General features: G+C 72.4%; 10 protein-coding genes. 5 read left to right on the top strand and 5 right to left on the bottom strand.

The window, feature by feature from the left end:
* Positions 1-440: 440 nt before the first annotated feature.
* The gene (locus ABZ833_RS28075) at positions 441-989 is read right to left on the bottom strand and encodes a MarR family transcriptional regulator (RefSeq protein WP_249589073.1); all 549 of its coding nucleotides are present in this window, start codon (positions 987-989) and stop codon (positions 441-443) included.
* 123 nt (positions 990-1112) lie between these two features.
* Here ABZ833_RS28075 and ABZ833_RS28070 point away from each other — a divergent pair, with 123 nt between their 5' ends.
* Positions 1113-2390, top strand: a complete 1278-nt coding sequence (locus tag ABZ833_RS28070) for an MFS transporter (RefSeq protein ID WP_361051788.1) — start codon at positions 1113-1115, stop codon at positions 2388-2390.
* Here the strand turns inward: ABZ833_RS28070 and ABZ833_RS28065 are convergent.
* Both ABZ833_RS28065 and ABZ833_RS28060 read right to left on the bottom strand, forming a co-directional pair.
* Positions 2387-4060 (bottom strand): SpoIIE family protein phosphatase, encoded by a 1674-nt coding sequence (locus ABZ833_RS28065; protein WP_361051785.1) that lies wholly within the window; start codon positions 4058-4060, stop codon positions 2387-2389. The genes ABZ833_RS28070 and ABZ833_RS28065 overlap by 4 nt on opposite strands.
* A 142-nt stretch (positions 4061-4202) precedes the next feature.
* Complete coding sequence (locus tag ABZ833_RS28060) at positions 4203-5561, bottom strand: NAD(P)/FAD-dependent oxidoreductase (RefSeq protein ID WP_361051782.1); 1359 nt, start codon at positions 5559-5561, stop codon at positions 4203-4205.
* Positions 5562-5935: 374 nt separating this feature from the next.
* Here ABZ833_RS28060 and ABZ833_RS28055 point away from each other — a divergent pair, with 374 nt between their 5' ends.
* Positions 5936-6709, top strand: coding sequence for a helix-turn-helix domain-containing protein (locus ABZ833_RS28055; protein ID WP_361051779.1), 774 nt, complete (start codon positions 5936-5938; stop codon positions 6707-6709).
* 228 nt (positions 6710-6937) lie between these two features.
* Positions 6938-8878, top strand: a complete 1941-nt coding sequence (locus ABZ833_RS28050; protein WP_361051776.1) for a sigma-70 family RNA polymerase sigma factor — start codon at positions 6938-6940, stop codon at positions 8876-8878.
* Between the two features lie 29 nt (positions 8879-8907).
* Here ABZ833_RS28050 and ABZ833_RS28045 read toward each other — a convergent pair whose 3' ends face one another.
* Both ABZ833_RS28045 and ABZ833_RS28040 read right to left on the bottom strand, forming a co-directional pair.
* Entirely contained in the window at positions 8908-12102 is a 3195-nt protein-coding gene (locus tag ABZ833_RS28045; RefSeq protein WP_361051773.1) for a BTAD domain-containing putative transcriptional regulator, read from the bottom strand.
* Between the two features lie 223 nt (positions 12103-12325).
* The gene (locus ABZ833_RS28040; RefSeq protein WP_361051770.1) at positions 12326-14422 is read right to left on the bottom strand and encodes an asparagine synthase-related protein; all 2097 of its coding nucleotides are present in this window, start codon (positions 14420-14422) and stop codon (positions 12326-12328) included.
* 698 nt (positions 14423-15120) lie between these two features.
* Here ABZ833_RS28040 and ABZ833_RS28035 point away from each other — a divergent pair.
* Together ABZ833_RS28035 and lhgO are read left to right on the top strand one after the other, a co-directional pair.
* Positions 15121-16578, top strand: coding sequence for an MFS transporter (locus tag ABZ833_RS28035; protein ID WP_361051767.1), 1458 nt, complete (start codon positions 15121-15123; stop codon positions 16576-16578).
* Between the two features lie 176 nt (positions 16579-16754).
* Positions 16755-17957, top strand: coding sequence for an L-2-hydroxyglutarate oxidase (lhgO, locus tag ABZ833_RS28030; protein WP_361051764.1), 1203 nt, complete (start codon positions 16755-16757; stop codon positions 17955-17957).
* Positions 17958-17971: the final 14 nt, after the last annotated feature.

The raw sequence follows: 17971 nt of genomic DNA, 5'->3' as shown, positions 1-17971 counted from the left end.
TTCCTCCGGGCGCTTCCCTTCGGTGTTTCTTTTTGTTCTTCGTTCTTGCGTTTCCGACTCTATCAGACTCTTTCGTGTCCGATTTTCCTCGGTGCTTTTCAGGTTTCCGCTCCTGCCTTTCGGCTTTCGCGTTTCCCTTTCCGGCGGTTCCGACTCTATCAGATCCTTTCGGGCCTGATTCCCAGTCAGCGGGGCTTGTCTTCCCGGCTGTTGGGCCGTTCCGACGTCTCAAACTCTAGCGGTTCTTCCCGGCTACTCATAATCGAGTCCTGGAATTGAATTCGGGCATGCCGAAATCGTTCCCGGTGGGATGTCGTGCAGAGTTTGTTTTGCCGCGTCTCAGCGGCGGGAGGTGCTGTCGCAGAACCGTTACGGCTCCGTGGCAACCCGAAGAACCTTACGGATCCAGTGGATGACTGTCAAACCACGAGGTGGAGCCCTCAGTCCAGGTCGGTGAGGCGTCCGCCCGCGTCCGGCTGGGCGTGCTCCACCCTGCGCAGCAGACGGGTCAGTACTTCCCCGAGGGCGCCGCGCTCCTCCTGTGAGAGGTCCTGGAGAAGGTCCTCCTCGAAGACCGTGGCCAGGCGCATCGCCTCCAGCCACTTCTCGCGGCCCTCCGCGGTGAGCTCGACGATCACGCGCACGCGGTTGTTCTCGTCCCGGTCCCTGGTGACCAGACCCTCCGTCACCATGCGGTCGATGCGGTGCGTCATGGCCGCCGGCGTGAGGCCGAGGCCTTTGGCGAGCTCGCCGGGGCCCATTTGGTACGGGGCGCCGGAGAGGACGAGGGCCTTGAGGACCTCCCACTCGGCGTTGCTGATGCCGAGGGTCGCGGTCTGCCGCCCGTAGGCGACGCTCATCCGCCGGTTGAGGCGGCCGAGGGCCGAGACGATCTCCTCGACCTGCGGGTCGAGGTCCTGAAACTCCCGCTGGTAGGCGGCGATCTGCTCTTCGAGAGTCGGCTCACTGGGGCCGGGAGTGTCACCCATGGCCCGCAGTATGGCACGCCCTCACTTGGCGTTGAAGTTCTTCTGTGTGTACTGTTTAGACTCTAACTTTAGCTTCGAAGTCTTCATGGCTAACTCCTAAGGCAGGTGAAAGTGACCAGGGCGATGGGCGCAGCGATGCGTCGTATTCAGGCAGGCAGCGCGCTGAGCGCGTTTGGCGTCGGGTTCACGGTTCCGTTCCTCTACGTGTACGTGGCGCAGGTGCGGGATCTGGGGGCCAGTACGGCGGGCATCGTGCTCGCCGCCTTTGCCATGGCCGCGCTGATCGTCCTGCCCATCACCGGGCGCGTCATCGACCGCCGCGGCCCGCTCCCCGTACTCATGGGAGCCGCGCTGACCGCATCGGTGGGTGCTCTCGCGCTCGGGTTCGCCAGTAGTGAGGCGACCGCGATCGTCTCGGCGGCCCTCCTCGGCGCCGGTACGGCCGTGATGCAGCCCGCGCTCGCCACGATGATCGTCTGGTGCTCGACGCCCACCACGCGCACGCGTGCCTTCGCGATGCAGTTCTTTCTGCAGAACCTGGGCCTCGGTATCGGCGGCCTCATCGGCGGCCAGATCGTCGACGAGCACGACCCGGGCAGCTTCATCACGCTGTTCTCCATCGAGGCCGTGATGTTCCTGGTGCTCGCCGCGATCGTCGTCACCGTGCGGCTTCCGCACGCGCCGTCCATCCAGGACGCCGTGCCCAAGGACGGGTCCGCGCCGCAGAGCGGTCTGCGGGCGCTGCTGCGGCACAAGGCGATGGTGCAGCTGTGCGTGCTCGGCTTCGTGCTGTTCTTCGCCTGCTACGGCCAGTTCGAGTCGGGTCTCTCCGCGTACGGCGTGGAGGCGGCCGGGATCTCGCCGTCGACGCTCGGCATCGCGCTCGCCGCCAACACCGCCGTGATCGTCATCGCGCAGTTCGCCGTCCTGAAGTTCGTCGAGCGGCGCAAGCGGTCCCGGGTGATCGCGGCCGTCGGTCTCATCTGGGCCGTCGCGTGGATCGCGGCCGGGTACGCGGGGATGGGCCACGGCAGCCAGGCCATGGCGACCGCCGCGTTCATCTCGACGTACGCGCTCTTCGGGCTCGGTGAGGCGATGCTGTCGCCGACCGTCGCGCCGCTGGTCGCCGATCTGGCTCCGGCCGGGATGGTCGGTCAGTACAACTCGGCGTTCGCCCTGGTGAAGCAGCTCGCTCTCGCTGTGGGACCCGCGGTCGGTGGTCCGATGGGGGCCGCGCTGCACGGGCCGTACATCGTGACGTTCCTGCTGTTCTCGCTGGGCATCACGGTGCTCGCGGTGCGTCTGGGGCGGCAGCTCACTCCGCTGCAGAACCAGCCGTACGTGGCGAAGAGCCGGGTCGTCGCTCAGGGCACCCCCGAGCCCGTACCGGCGAACTCCTAGTCACTGCGCGGGAGCGCGAACTCGCACCAGACCGCTTTGCCGCCGCCCGGTGTACGCCGTGAGCCCCAGTTCGAGGCGATCGTGGCGACGATGGCGATGCCGCGTCCCGCCTCGTCCGCGGGCTCCGCGCGGCGGCGGCGCGGCAGGTGGTCGTCGCCGTCCGTCACCTCGATGATCAGGCGGCGGTCCGTGCGGCGCAGGCGCAGGCGCATCGGTGGCGTGCCGTGCTGGAGGGAGTTGGCGACCAGTTCACTGGCCGCGAGCACTCCCAGGTCGTGCAGTTCGGGCGGGAAGCGCCAGCTGGCGAGGACGCCGGTCGCGAAGGCACGCGCGCGTGGCGCCGCTTCCACGCCACCGAGCAGCTCCAGGGCGGCGTTGCGGAACAGCTCGGCGTCCAGGCCCTTGCGCGCGGGGTGCTGGAGGACCAGGACCGCCACGTCGTCGTCGTGGTCGGCCGTCACCCCCAGGGCGCGGATCAGCCGGTCGCACACCACCTGGGGTGTGCCGGTTGCGCCCGCCAGTGCGCGCTCCAGGGAGGCGACGCCTTCGTCGATGTCCTCGCTGCGCCGCTCGACCAGGCCGTCCGTATAGAGGACGGCGGTCGAACCGGGGCCCAGCGGGACCGAGCCCGAGGTGTGCAGCCAGCCGCCGGTGCCGAGCGGCGGCCCGGTGGGCTCCTCCGCGCGGTGGATCGTGCCGCCCTCGTCCCGTACGAGGATCGGCAGGTGCCCGGCGGAGGCGTACGTCAGGCTGCCTTCGTTCGGGTCGTGCACGGCGTAGACCATGGTGGCGATCTGCATCGCGTCGATCTCGGTGGCGAGGCCGTCCAGGAGCTGCAGGACCTCGTGCGGGGGCAGGTCAAGGCGGGCGTAGGCGCGCACGGCCGTGCGGAGCTGGCCCATGACGGCCGCGGCACGGACGCCTCGGCCCATGACGTCGCCGATGACCAGGGCGGTGCGGCCGCCGCCGAGGGTGATCACGTCGTACCAGTCGCCGCCGACCGCGGCCTCCGTGCCGCCCGGTTGGTACGTGGCGGCGATGCGCAGGTCGTCCGGCTGCTCCAACTCCTGCGGGAGGAGTGAACGTTGCAGCGTGACGGCCGTCTCGCGCTGGGTGCGCTCGCTGGCCCGCAGCCGCTCGGCGGCCTCCGCGTGGTCGGTGACGTCGGCGGCGAAGACGAGGACGCCGTCGTCCTTGAGGCCCGCGGCCGAGCCGCTCACGGGGAGCGTCACGGGCGTGCAGGTGAAGGTGTACGACCGGCCGCTCGCCGCCTTGCGGGACTTGACCGTGCGCGGCTTGGAGCTGCGCAGGACCTGGTCCAGGAGGGGCAGCAGGCCGAGCTCTTCCAGCTCGGGCAGCGCGTCACGTGCGGGCTCGCCCACGGGACGGTCGCCGAACGCGGTGGCGTACGCGTCATTGACGTACGCGATGCGGTGCTCGGGGCCGTGCACCAGGGCGACGAGGGCCGGAATGCGGTCGAGCACCTCGCGCGTCGGCAGTTCGTCGACGCCGGCGGCCGGGGTGAGGGTCGTGCCCTCCTGGCCGCCCTCGGCGCGGGCCGCAGGGACGGAGCTTTCGGCTCGCTGTGGCGGGGAGATCCCCAGGTCGGTGCGCGCCGCGGCGCGGCGCTGCGTTCCGGGGAGCCGGGCGCTCCAGCGCGTGAAGTTCACTGCGGTAGGCCTCGTGATGTCGCTTCTGGATCGGGCGGGGATTTCCGGCGGTCCTGGCCCGCCCATGGTCACACGAACAGTCTGGCCGACCGGACTGACATCCGTCAGACGCCGGTGTCACGCGGGGAGTTCCTGCCTCCGGTCAGGAGGACTCCTTCGGGCCTCTGCCCCCGGCCGCGAGTTCGAACTCCGCACGCGGGTGTTCGAGCGACCCCAGGGAGACGATCTCGCGTTTGAACAGGCCTGACAGGGTCCATTCGGCGAGCACCCGGGACTTGCGGTTGACGGTGGGCACGCGGCTCAGGTGGTAGACGCGGTGCATGAACCAGGCAGGGTAGCCCTTCAACTTCCGTCCGTAGACATGTGCGACACCTTTGTGCAGCCCCAGGGACGCGACCGAGCCCACGTATGTGTGCGTGTACTCCTTGAGCGGCTGTTCGCGCAGGGACGCGGCGATGTTGTCGCCGAGCGTCCTGGCCTGGCGCACCGCGTGCTGGGCGTTGGGTGCGCACTCCTTGCCGGGCTCGTCGGCCGTGACGTCGGGGACGGCTGCCGCGTCTCCCGCGCCCCACGCGTGCGCGTGGCCGTTCACGGCCAGCTGGGCGGTGCAGTCGAGGCGGCCGCGTTCGTTCAGCGGCAGGTCGGTCGCGGCGAGCACCGGGTGCGGTTTGACGCCCGCGGTCCACACGACGGTGCGGGTGGGGAAGCGCGCGCCGTCGCTCAGGACGGCGACCCGGTCCTCGCACGAGTCCAGACGGGTCTCCAGGCGTACGTCGATGTTGCGGCGCCGCAGCTCACGGACCGTGTACTTGCCCATCTCCTCGCCGACCTCGGGGAGGATCCGCCCGGAGGCCTCGACGAGGATCCACTTCATGTCCTCGGCCTTGACGTTGTGGTAGTACCGCGAGGCGTAGCGGGCCATGTCCTCCAGCTCGCCGAGCGCCTCGACGCCCGCGTACCCGCCGCCCACGAAGACGAAGGTCAGGGCCGCGTCGCGGACCGCGGGGTCACGCGTCGAGGAGGCGATGTCCATCTGCTCGATGACGTGGTTGCGCAGGCCGATGGCCTCTTCGACGGTCTTGAAGCCGACGCCGTGCTCGGCGAGGCCCGGGACGGGCAGGGTGCGCGAGATGGAGCCGGGTGCCAGGACGATCTCGTCGTACGCGATGTCGACGGCGCCCGAGCCCTCGTCCTCGGTGGCGAGCGTGACGAAGGACGCCGTGCGCTTGGCGTGGTCGACCGTCTTGACCTCGCCGATGACGATCCGGCATCTGTCCAGGACGCGGCGGAGCGGGACGACGACGTGCCGGGGCGAGATGGAGCCGGCCGCGGCTTCGGGCAGGAACGGCTGGTAGGTCATATAGGGATCGGGCGTCACCACCACGATCTCCACTTCGCCCCGCTTCAGCTCCGGCTTCAGCTTCCGCTGGAGGCGCAGTGCGGTGTACATGCCGACGTAGCCGCCGCCCACAACGAGAATGCGCACAGGTTCCTTCACCATCCCATGACGCACCCAGCTCTGGAGTTTGTCCACAGCCTCGGCAATTTGTGTGACCGGTCATGGCCTGCGGCACGCCGTGCGGGCCTTGGCTCCGTGTGGGAGAAGTACGCAGGTCAGCAGGGGGAAGAGGCAGGAAGCCAGGGGGTGCAATCAGGTCGGAATCGGTGCGTACTCCGATCGGGGGGAGCTCTGTGCGGAACCCGCCTCTTCTGAATTGACTCTGGCTCAACTATGTTCGTGTGTCGTCGGGGTGTCGGGGGATGCGCTCGTCGAGTCCAGCTACGGGGCTCGGGATTCGGGCTTGCTCCTCACACTCCGGTAGCCAATGGCGGGGAGTGTCTCCGGGGGGAGACGCCATTACCGGGGGAACGCATATGAGCATTCAGGAATCTCACTGGACTTCGAGCATGGTGTCGGCTTCAGCCGTCGCCACCAGCGGGAACGGACGCGACATGGGGGACGGACCGCGTTCGACGCCGCTGCGTGTGGACGCACAGCGCAATCTCGAGCATGTTCTTCGCGCGGCGCGCGAGGTCTTCGGCGAGCTGGGTTACGGCGCGCCGATGGAAGACGTCGCCCGGCGCGCACGGGTCGGCGTGGGCACGGTCTACCGCCGCTTCCCCAGCAAGGACGTGCTGGTGCGGCGCATAGCCGAGGAGGAGACCTCCCGGCTCACCGACCAGGCGCGATCGGCGCTCGGCCAGGAGGACGAGCCGTGGTCGGCGCTCTCGCGCTTCCTGCGGACGTCCGTCGCATCGGGCGCGGGGCGGCTCCTGCCGCCGCAGGTGCTGCGGGTGGGCGTCGCGGACGAGGTCGCGGGCGCACGGGAGGACGAGGCGCGCGTGCCGCAGCAGCGGCAGGCGGCTCCGGCCGGTCCCGAGCTGCGGCTCGTCGAGCAGCGCTCGGCTCCGGCCGAGGAGTCGGCGGCGGACGACCCGGGGGCGGTCGCGCTCCTGGAGGTCGTCGGACGCCTCGTGGAGCGGGCGCGGGCGGCGGGCGAGCTGCGCGCGGACGTGACCGTGTCGGACGTGCTCCTGGTGATAGCCACGGCTGCGCCCTCGCTGCCGGACGCGGCGCAGCAGGCGGCGGCCTCGTCGCGGCTGCTCGACATCCTGCTCGAGGGTCTGCGCTCGCGCCCCTCGGTCTGAAGCGGCACGGGACAGGCACGGGTTCGGCGCGAGGCAGGCACGGGTTCGGCTCAACTTCCGTTGAATCAGCGGTGGTTGAGCCTTCCCCGAATGGGTGAACGGTAGTGCTCGAATACGGGAAGTCACCTCGGAAGGGTGGTTGACCGTCATCGCCGTCCGCCGTAGCACGCCCGTATGGCACTCTTTCCCGGATGGCCGGGTCTGAGTGTGCAAGCGGGGGCTTCCGCGATGAGTGGTGACGGGCGGGACGAGTCGTCCTCCGCCTTGGGCGAGGAGGCCGCAGGGCTGCCTCCTCGGCAGGTGCCGAACCAGGGCGGGCCCGGATCCGGTGGCGGACCCGGCGGTGCGGATCCCAGCGTTCCGCCGCAGCGCGAAGGTGTCCGGGGCGGGGCCCCGGTGCCCCTCCTGCCGGCCGAGCCCGGATCTCTCGTCCCCGCGGAAGGACCGTCCGCCGACAGCGACTTGATCGCCCGGATGCGGGCGGGCGACGACACGGCGTACGAAGAGCTGTACCGAAGGCACGCCGAAGCCGTCCGCCGGTACGCCCGCACCTGCTGCCGGGACGCCCACACCGCCGACGACCTCACGGCCGAGGTCTTCGCGCGGATGCTCCAGGCGGTCCGGGGCGGCAGCGGACCCGAGCACGCGGTGCGCGCCTATCTGCTCACCACGGTGCGCCGCGTCGCCGCGGGATGGACGAAGTCGGCGAAGCGGGAGCACCTGGTCGAGGACTTCGCGGTCTTCGCGGCGCAGGCCTCGCGCAGCTCCGAGGTCTCCGACGACGACACTCTGGACCTGGGCGCGGACGTGCGCGCGATGCACGAGGCCGAGCAGTCCATGGCCATGCAGGCGTTCCGGAGCCTTCCGGAGCGCTGGCAGGCCGTGCTGTGGCACACGGAGATCGAGGACGAGTCCCCCAGTGACGTCGCCACGCTCTTCGGGCTCGACGCCAACGGCACCCGGGTGCTGGCCAAGCGGGCGCGCGAGGGTCTCAAGGAGGCGTATCTCCAGGCCCACGTGAGCACCACCCTCACCGACAACGAGGAGTGCGCGCGGTACGCCGACCGGCTCGGCGCCTACGCACGCGGCAGTCTGCGCACCCGGGCCGAGCGCGGCCTGCGCAAGCACTTGGAGGAGTGCGCCAAGTGCCGCCTGGCCGCGGGCCAGATCAAGGAAGTCGCCAGCGGTATTCCCGGGGTCGTGCCGATCGCGGTCATCGGCTGGTTCGGTGCCGCCGGGTACGCGAAGGTGGCCGCCCTCGTCGGCGGTGGCGCTGCGGGTGCCGCGGGCGCCGGTGCCGCGGGCGCGGCGGCGGCGAGCGGCGGCTCGTCCGGTGGTGCGGCGGGCGGCGGCGCTGCCGCCGAAGGGCTCGGGGCGCCCGCGAAGGCCGGTATCGCGGCGGCGGTCGTCGTCGCGGCCGCGGCTGCGGCGATCGCCCTCACCGCGGGAGACGGGGACAAGCCCAAGGACCTGCCGAGCGCCGGGAAGCCGCCGGCCGTCGAGCCTGTCGTACCGAGCAAGCCGCCGCCCCCGAAGCCCAAGCCCGAGCCCGCGCCGCCGGCGGCGGCGGCCGCCGAGCCGAAGCCCGAGCCGCCCCCGAAGCCCAGGCCCAAGCCGACCCCCACGCCCACCCCCACCCCCACGCCGAAGCCCGAGCCACCGGCCCCCAAGCCGACGCCGACTCCCACGCCGTCCAAGCCGAAGCCCAAGCCGCCGCCTCCGCCGCCGCCCGCCCCGACGGTCTACCAGTGGAGCGAGCTGCAGTACGGCGTCGTCGGTGACGGCACCAAGCCCGAGATGCGGCTCGGCGAGAGCAGCTGGGTCTGGCAGCGCGGCGGCCTGTCCATCGCGGACAAGCAGTACGGCCACGGCGTGACCGTCCATGGCCAGTCCTCCGTCACCATCGACCTGAACCGCCAGTGCTCGACGTATGACGCGGTCGTCGGCGTCGACGACATGACGATGGGCCTGGGCAAGGTGCGGTTCTCGGTCTTCGGGGACGGCGTCCGGCTGTGGCAGTCACCGCTGATGAAGGGCGGGGATCCGGCGGTGCCCGTGCAGGTGAACCTGACCGGGCGCAAGACGATCCGCCTGGTCGTCGAGCCGCACTCGCCGTTCGACTCGGCCGCGCTCGCGGACTGGGCGCAGTCGCGCTTCCGCTGTACGTAGGCTGCGGGCTCCGTTCAGCTCAGCTCAGTTCAGCTCAGTTCCGCGAGGGCGTCGGGGGCGGTGAGTCCGTCGCCCGCGGCGCACTCGGCCTCGTACCGGCGCTCGCCGAGGGCGGCGAGCGCCGCGGTCTCGACCCGCTCGGCGTCGGCAAGCTCCGGCATCGGGCGCGGATTGCCGCTCCGCAGCCGGGTGCTGAAAGCCAGCAGGCGGGCCGCGCGGGGGTGGTCGCCGAGCCTGCTCACCAGGGTGGCTCCACAGTCCACGAGCGCCGCGATGACCAGCTCCGCGCACCGGCTGTCCAGCGCCATCCGCAGTCCGTCCGCGAGCACCGGCAGTGCCTGCTCCGGGCCCGACTCGGCGGCCACGATCTTGGACTCCAGGCCATGGAGCGCCGCGATGAACTGCGGCGGCGGCGTGCCGCGCTCGGCGTCGGCGCGGGCCTCCTCGAACAGGGCGCGGGTCCTGGCGACTTCGCCGTCGTCCAGCGCCATCTGCGCCTGCACCAGACGCATGAACGCGCGCGAGTCCCCCACGCCGTACCGGTCGGCCTCGATCCCTGCCTCGTGCAGGGCCTTCGCCGCCAGTTCGCGGTCACCCTCGCGGTACGCGATCTCGGCGAGGCGGACGATCAGGAAGGGCGTCTCGGCGTAGGCGCCCACTTCGTAGGCGAGCCGCAGCGCTTCGTCGTACTCGACGCGTGCCTCCTCGTGCAGACAGCGCGCCATCGCGGCCTCGCCCGCCGCGCTCGACACCTGGGCGCGCATCCAGCGGTCGCCTGCGCGCATGCTCAGCTCGCGCAGCTCCGCGAGATCCTCGTCGACCCCGGACAGGTTGCCCGGGGCGTCGACGGCCTGGTGCGTGCGGAACATCAGGCTGACGCCGATCTCCCAGTCGCCGCCGTGTCTGCGGCAGTTGGCGACCACGTCGTCCAGGCCGGGTTTGGCCGCCTCGGGGCCGTCCAGGAAGTAGGCGGTGAACGGCCAGATGATCCCCGGGAAGCGGGCCGCCGCCGGCACCGGTTGCGCGAAGGCGTCCCGCAGCCGCCCGAGGTAGACGCGGTCGTCCTCGTCGGCCAGCGCGTCCATGGGCCTGGACTCCGCCACCAGGAAGAAGTGCAGCAGCCGCAGGCTCATCCAGGACCAGTGGAGCGGTTCGCCCGTGTCCTCGGGGATGCCGTCGGGACCGTCGGGCGGCATCGGCGGTGCGAGGCGCAGGATGCCTGCGACCCAGTTCGCGCCCTCTCTGCGGTAGTTCCGCATGGACCAGAACCAGCCCACGGCCAGGGCGATGGCCAGCGCATCCTCCCCATCGCCGGACTCGGTGGCGCGTTGCAGGGCCGCGCGGATGTTGTCAAGATCCGTCTCCAGGCGCTGGATCCACGGGAGTTGGTCGGCCGAGCGCAGCAGGGGTTCGGCCTTCTCGACCAGGGCGCGGACGTACGCGGTGTGGCGGCGGCCCGCAGCGGTGCGCAGCTCCGGCGTCTCTGCGGCCCGCTCGGACGCGTACTCGTGGATGGTCTCCAGCATGCGGTAGCGCATGCCGCCGCCGGCCGTGGGTTCGGCGATGAGCAGGGACTTGTCCACGAGGGCGCCGATGAGGTCGGCGGCAGGGCCGGTGCAGACCGCCTCCGCCGCCTCTATGTCCCAGCCGCCCGCGAAGACGGACACCTCGCGCAGCACGGTCCGCTCGGGCTCGTCGAGCAGGTCCCAGGACCAGTCGACGACGGCCCGCAGCGTCTGCTGGCGGGGCAGGACCGTGCGGCTGCCGCTGGTGAGGAGGCGGAAGCGGTCGTCGAGGCGGTCGGCGATCTGCCGGGGCGTGAGCAGGCGAAGACGGGCCGCGGCCAGTTCGATGGCGAGCGGGAGGCCGTCGAGGCGTCGGCAGATCTCGGCGACGGCCCCGGCGTCCTCCTCGGGGTCGAAGTCCGGGCGCACGGCCGTGGCGCGCTCGCTGAAGAGGCGGTGGGCGGGGTCGGGCGGCAGGGGCTCGACGGGTCGCACGAACTCGCCCGGTACGCCCAGGGGTTCGCGGCTGGTGGCGATGACCGTGAGATCCGGGCAGTGCGTGAGGAGGGTCTGGGCGAGGTCGGCCGCGGCGCCGATGACGTGCTCGCAGTTGTCGAGGAGCAGGAGCAGAGCGCGCGGGGCGCAGTACTCGACGAGCAGGGCGATGGGGTCGTCCTGCGGCACGGTCATCTCGCTGGTCATCAGCGCCGTCTCGCGCAGACCGAGCGCGCTGACGACGGCTCCCGGGACCGCCTCGGGGCGGTCGAGCGGGGCGAGCTCGGCCAGCCATGCCTGCGGATGCCCGGCGGCGGCTTCCTCGGCGAGGCGGGTCTTGCCGGAGCCGCCGGGGCCGGTGAGGGTGACCAGGCGTGCTCGTCTCATGTCTGAACGGATGGCGCCGAGTTCGGGTTCCCGGCCGACGAAGCTGGTCAGGCGGGGCCGGAGGTTACCTGTCCGCTCCGGGCGCTCCGGCCCTTTGGCGCTCGGCTCCCAGGCCGCGGCCGGGTCCAGCAACTCCGCGTGCAAGAAACGGAGTTCAGGTCCGGGGTCCGTGCCGAGGCCGTCGGCGAGCGTGCGGCGCGCGGTCTCGTACGCGGCGAGGGCGTCGGCGCCGCGGCCCGCGTCGCGCAGGGCGCGGATCAGGAGGGCGTGCAGCGTCTCGTCGTACGGCTGGGCGGCGGTGAGTTCCTTCAGTTCCGGTACGACGTCGGAGGCGTGGCCCAGGAGCAGGTCCGCCTCGACCCGCGCGCGGGTCGCCTCGGCGTGCAGCGCTTCGGGGCGGGCGGCCGCGCTGCGGTCGGGCAGGTCGGCGAGGGCGGGGCCGCGCCACAGGGTGAGCGCTTCGCGCAGCGTGCGGGCGGCCGATGCCGGGTCGCGGCGGTCCAGGGCCGCCTTGCCCTCGCGCACGAGGCGTTCGAAGCGGTGCAGGTCGATGTCTTCGGGGGCGGTGGTGAGGCGGTAGCCGCCGGGTTCCGATGCGATGGCGTCCTTGCCGAGGGCGCGGCGGAGGCGGCCGATGAGGGCCTGGAGGGCGGCGGGGGCGTCGGTGGGGGGCTCGTCCTGCGCCCATACCTCGGCGATGAGGGTCTCCAGGGGGACCGTGCGGTGGGCACGCAGGGCGAGGGCGGCGAGGAGCGCGCGAAGCCGCCGGCCTCCTACGGGCAGGGGCGCCCCTTGTTCGTCGTACGCCTCGGTGGCGCCCAGGATTCTGTACCGCACCGGGTCATTCTCGCCGGTGGAGCGGGTCGGGGCGCGGGGGTTTCTTTCCCCGACCCCGCCCCTTCCCGAAAACCCGCTCGGCGCGGGGGCCTACCTGGGGCTCCGCCGCAGACCCCGTACAAGATGTCCTCAAGCGCCGGACGGGCTGCATCCAGCCCGTCCGGCGCTTGAGGACGAACTCGGCGAAGCCGGTGATCAACCGCGCGCGAGGCTTCGGAGCCAGTTACCGCCCCGCCCCCAACGCCCCCCTCTGCGGCACGACGCTCCCCGTGGGGACAGCCCGCTGCCGCGCGGGGGTGCCGGTCCAGCACGTGCCGCGGCGGGAGAGCAGGCGGCGCAGCCACAGCTCCGTGGAGACCAGGTCCGCCAGGCCGTCCAGCGGCAGCGGCTCGCCCTCCGCCGCCGCGCGCAGTGCCTTGCGGACCACACGGGCCTCCACCAGGCCCGCCTGCGCGAGCAGGGGCGTGTCGAAGAGGGCCAGGAGGTCGTCCACCGCCACCCGAAGGCCCGTCCGCGCCGCCGCCGCGGACGACGCGTGGGACGGAGCGCCCCAGCCGGGCGGCAGTTCGGCCACTCCGGCGCCTTCCAGGACCGTACGCAGGATCGCCGCACGAGCCCCCGGCTGGACGCGCAGGGCGACGGGGAGCGCGCGGCAGGCGCGGACCACCTGGTTGTCCAGGAACGGCGCGTGCAGGCGCTGGAAGCGGACCTCGGCGGCCTGTTCCAGGACGCGCAGGTCCGCCGCGTGCCGGGCGAGGGCGGCGCGGGCGCGGAACTCACCGGGGCGCTGGCCGGGTCCGGCGCCCGGCCGCCCGGTGGTGTCCTGGAGGCGAACCGATACTTCAGCGAGGGCCTCGCCCGTCAGCCACCGCGCCGCGGGCCCCGGTCTCGCCCACGCGAGGGCGGCCATCGAGGCCCCCACCGCACCGCCCGGCTCGTCGAAGCGGCGCTGGAGGAGGCGGTCGGCGAGCGAGTCGACGCCCGCGCGGTAGGACATCCGGGAGAGCTTGCGGGCGGCGCCGTACACGCGCGCGGGCACCATGACGGAGCCGGGCGTGCCGTCCGCCTTCGCCAACGCGGCGACGGGGCGCACCAGATGGCGCCGTCTGCGGTCCATCAGGAGGTCGGCGAGACGGGCCGGGTGCGCGTCGAGTACCTGCCGTGCGCCGTACCCCGTGAAGTGGTCCGCGCTGCCCGAGGAGAGCCGCGCGCGGTGGCGCTGGGCCATGACGAGGGAAGAGCTCGGTTCGTCCGTCAGAGGGCCGTCCAAGTCCGCGTACGGAAGGGCCTCTTCGCCCGCGGCGACCACCACGTGGTGCAGGCGGGGGTTGGCCGCGATGGCGCCCGCCCGCTCCAGCTCGGCCTCGCGGCCGTTGACCGCGAGGTCGTTGAAGGTGACGGCCAGGAGCCGCTCCCCCGCGCCCGTCCCGTGGCCGAGGACCGTGCCGGGCATCCCCGGGAGGCCCGCCGCGAGCAGCGCGAGGGTGCCGGAAGCGGGCCCTCCGGAGAGGTCGGCGCCGATGCCGGGCACCGGCATGCCACGTGCCGCGCGCCGCTCGGCGGGCCCCATGCCGGGCACGGGGCCGGGGTCGACGTCCGCTCCGGGGACGTGCCGCGGGGCGCCGAGCCGGGCGCGCACGGCCTCCACGAGGGCGTCACGGACGCCGTCCACGGCGGTGGTCGCGTCGGCGGCGGGCGCGGCGACCGCGAGGGACGCCACGTGTTCGTACCCGGCGATCTCCCGTGCGCCCGCGCGCAGGATCAGGGCGTGCCCCGGGGGCACGCGCCGCACGCCCTGGTAGGGCGTCGAGTCCTGCAGCGCCTCCGGCACGTCGGGGGCGGCGAGCAGCGCCGCGAGGTGGCCGATGTCCAGGTGGGCCTCGATGAGGTCGGCGAGGGGCAGCGCGGCCGTCGCGAAGGCCGTGCCGGACGCCCAGGGGGTGTAGAAGACGGGGCGCGCGCCCGCGAGGTCGCCGGCGACCATGACGCGGCGGCCGACCTGGACGACCGCCGTATAGCTGCCGGACCAGGCGGTCAGGTGCCGCAGGGCGCCGCCGCGGGCCGCGAACAGACCGACCCTGAGCTCCTCGTCGCTCGCCCCGCAGGTGCCGAGGACCGCGATGCGCGTCTGCTCGTCGGCCTTGACCGTGCGCACCTCGTCGGCGCGCCAGTCGCCCACCGCCCACAGCGGATCCGGGTCGCCCCACAGGAGTTGGGATCCCACGGGATGAACGGTCTCGCCGTTCTCACCGGTGGCCCCGGCCGAGCCCACCACCGAAGGCTTCGCGGCAGTGCTGCTCCACCCCACCAACCACCGCATCGTTGCCTCCACAGGCTGTGGACAACCAGTGCATCGAGAACTGGGGTCCCATGCTGCCACGAAGGAGGCGCGCAGGAGTGGCTACGGAGGTGGTCGCGCTCCCCTTAATCTGCCCCGGGGGAGCGGTACTTGAAGGGCGCAACAACGCCCTTCTCCTTGCGCGACGGTGCTTTGCACCGGCCTCCGGAGAGGCGATTTTCGGCCAAATCAGCGGATGGCGCTCGCGTGACGGAACCGTAAACGGCAACACACAGTCCGGGAGGCGTTGCCCGCCCCCCGGACTGGTCCGCCGCCCGCGGGGATGGAGGCGGCGGTGTCCCCCAGCCCGCTGACTCCAGCGCAGCGGGCCGACCCACGCACCGTCAATGGAAGCGCCCCCCTTATGGCCGGTGAAGAGCGCACACGCAGGCGCACGGCCACACACCCGGAGCACGCCCCGGCACTCCCCCGCTTCCCTACCGGCAACAATCTCGCCATACGGAACTGCGCCTCTTAACGCTTGGGATTCGGCGAACTACGCTGTGTGTGCTGATGTTTTCGCGGAGGCATATACCTGGGGGCTCGGCCAAATGCTCTTGCGGCCGAGGTTCCGGGCCACGGCGGCTCGTAGTCGCGGACGCCGCCGCCCCCGGGGGAACGCAGCACGCATGCCGCGCGGTCAAGCCATCGCGGCAGCCGTCTGTGTCGAGGGGTGGCGCATGTCCAGGGAGCAACGCGGGCCGAACGAAAAACTCGGCACCGTTCTCGCCCTCGCGGGAATCAGCAATGCGGGACTCGCCCGCCGGGTCAACGACCTCGGCGCACAACGCGGGTTGACGCTTCGATACGACAAGACATCGGTGGCCCGGTGGGTGTCCAAGGGCATGGTGCCGCAGGGCGCCGCCCCGCACCTCATCGCCGCGGCCATCGGGCAGAAGCTCGGCCGCCCCGTTCCGCTGCACGAGATCGGGCTCGCGGACGCCGATCCGGCGCCCGAGGTGGGCCTGGCCTTCCCGCGCGACGTGGGCGCCGCGGTGAAGTCTGCGACCGAGCTCTACCGCCTCGATCTCGCGGGCAGGCGCGCGGGCAGCGGCGGCATCTGGCAGTCGCTCGCCGGCTCCTTCGCGGTGAGCGCGTACGCGACGCCGGCCTCGCGCTGGCTGATAACCCCGGCCGACAGCTCGGTCGCCCGCGACGTGGCCCTGGACGAGCCCCGCGAGACGGGCCACCTCGACGACGGCGCGAACAGCGGACAGCCGATGAAGGTCGGCCACAGCGACGTGCTGAAACTGCGGGAGGCCGCCGAGGACGCCCGGCGCTGGGACTCCAAGTACGGCGGCGGTGACTGGCGTTCGTCGATGGTTCCCGAGTGCCTGCGGGTCGAGGCGGCGCCCCTGCTGCTCGGTTCGTACTCGGACGAGGTGGGCCGCTCGCTCTTCGGGGCGTCGGCCGAACTGACGCGCCTGGCCGGGTGGATGGCCTTCGACACCGGCCAGCAGGAAGCCGCCCAGCGGTACTACATCCAGGCCCTGCGCCTGGCCCGCGCGGCGGCCGACGTGCCCCTGGGCGGGTACGTCCTCGCCTCCATGTCCCTCCAGGCGACCTACCGCGGCTTCGGCGACGAGGGCGTCGACCTCGCGCAGGCGGCCCTGGAGCGCAACCGCGGCCTGGCCACCGCGCGCACGATGAGCTTCTTCCGCCTCGTCGAGGCACGCGCACACGCGCGCGCCAGTGACGCGCAGGCGGCGGGAGCGGCGCTGCGGGCGGCCGAGGGCTGGCTCGAGCGGGCCCGGGACGGCGACAACGACCCGTCGTGGCTCGGTTTCTACGGATACGACCGCTTCGCGGCGGACGCCGCCGAGTGCTATCGCGACCTGAAGGCGCCCCGCCAGGTGCGCCGCTTCACGGAGCAGGCGCTCTCCCGGCCGACGGAGGAGTTCGTGCGCTCGCACGGCTTACGGCTCGTGGTGTCGGCGGTCGCCGAACTGGAGTCGGGGAACCTGGACGCGGCCTGCGAGCAGGGCACACGCGCCCTGGAGGTCGCCGGACGCATCTCGTCCGCGCGGACCACGGAGTACGTGAAGGACCTGCTGCACCGCCTGGAGCCGTACGGCGACGAGCCGCGCGTGGTGGAGCTGAGGGAGCGCGCGCGGCCGCTGCTCGTGGCCCCCGCGTAGTTCAGCGGGATTCCTCTCGTGCGATCTCCAGGATTCAGGTTCAGGGCCCGGGGCGTCCCCCCGTGCACCGCCGGAACGGCAACAGCATTTCCGCACCCTGTAACCCTGCGGTCCTCGCCGGGTTTGAGGGCGTTGTCAGTGGCGCAGTGCACTATCGGGGTGGGAGGTGATGCGGGATGGTCCGGGCCGTGGCGTACGACTGCGATGTGCTGGTGATCGGCGGCGGGATCGTCGGTCTGTCGACGGCGTATGCGATCACGCGTGCCGCGCCGGGCACGCGGGTCACCGTCCTGGAGAAGGAGCCGGGCCCCGCCCGGCACCAGACGGGACGCAACAGCGGGGTGATCCACAGCGGGATCTATTACCGCCCGGGCTCCCTGAAGGCGCGGTACGCGGTGCGGGGCGCCGCCGAGATGATCAAGTTCTGCGCGGAGTACGGAATCCCGCACGAGGTCACCGGCAAGCTGATCGTCGCCACGGAGCGCGACGAGCTGCCCCGCCTGCACGCCCTCGTCCAGCGCGGCCGGGAGAACGGCATTCCGGTGCGGGAGCTGGGCCCCGCCCAGATCTCGGAGTACGAACCGGAGGTGCGGGGCCTCGCCGCGATCCAGGTCGGGACCACGGGGATCTGTGACTACGGCTCGGTGGCGGCACGCCTCGCGGACGCCTCGGGGGCCGATGTCCGTTACGGGGCGGAGGTCGTCCGCATCGACCGGCGCGCGGAGCTCGGGGTGGCCGTCCGCACGGCCGACGGCTCGGTGGTGCGGGGAAAGGTCCTGGTCAACTGCGCGGGGCTGCAGTGCGACCGGGTGGCGATGCTGGCCGGTGACGACCCCGGGATGCGGATCGTGCCCTTCCGGGGCGAGTACTTCGATCTGGTGCGGCCCGAGCTGGTGCGGGGCCTGGTGTATCCGGTGCCGGATCCGGCTTTCCCCTTCCTCGGGGTGCATCTGACGCGGGGCATCGGGGGCGGGGTCCATGTGGGTCCGAACGCGGTGCCGGCGCTGGCCCGTGAGGGGTACGGATGGGGTGTGGTGCGGCCTCTGGAGGTCGCGGGGACGCTGGGGTGGCCGGGGGCCTGGCGGATGGCCGGGCGGCACTGGCGGTATGGGGCGGGGGAGTTCCGGCGGTCCCTTTCGAAGGGGGCGTTCACCGCGGCGGTGCGGAGGCTGCTGCCCGCGGTGACTCCGGATGATCTGGTGCCTGCGGCGGCGGGGGTGCGGGCGCAGGCCGTACTGCGGGACGGGTCGCTGGTGGACGACTTCCTCATCCGGGAGGGGGTGCGGGCGGTGCACGTCCTGAACGCGCCCTCGCCAGCGGCGACGGCCTCCCTCCCCATTGGGCGGGAAGTGGCCCGGCGAGTGCTGGCGCTGCTGTAGGGGCGGGGTCGGGG

Source organism: Streptomyces sp. NPDC047525 (assembly GCF_040643025.1).
Classification (GTDB): domain Bacteria; phylum Actinomycetota; class Actinomycetes; order Streptomycetales; family Streptomycetaceae; genus Streptomyces; species Streptomyces durmitorensis.
Note: the sequence above shows the minus strand (reverse complement) of the source record. Positions and strands in the feature narration are given on the sequence as shown.